Below are 230 nucleotides of genomic sequence, written 5' to 3' on the forward strand. Positions count from 1 at the left end.
TCACGTCGTGGCCCGCGACCCTCGGCTACGACTTCAGCGGTGTCGTCGTCGCGACCCCGTACGAGTCGCATCCGTTCCCGCCGGGCACCGAGGTGTTCGGCATGACGCCCACCCCGCGCACGCCCGGCACGTACGCCGAGTACGCCGTCGTCCCATCGCTCTCCCTCGCGCGGAAGCCCGCGGCGCTCTCGCACGTGGAGGCCGCCGGGGTTCCCCTGGCCGCCCTGACC

Annotated in this window: 1 protein-coding gene; it reads left to right on the plus strand. The window is 73.9% G+C overall.

Annotation, left to right across the window (positions count from 1 at the left end; translation table 11 throughout):
* Window positions 1-230: alcohol dehydrogenase catalytic domain-containing protein (locus tag ACZ3GY_RS24895; RefSeq protein ID WP_465912507.1), on the plus strand; the 230-nt coding region annotated here is incomplete at both ends.

This window comes from Pseudomonas sp. PME37.24/006 (genome assembly GCF_055556635.1).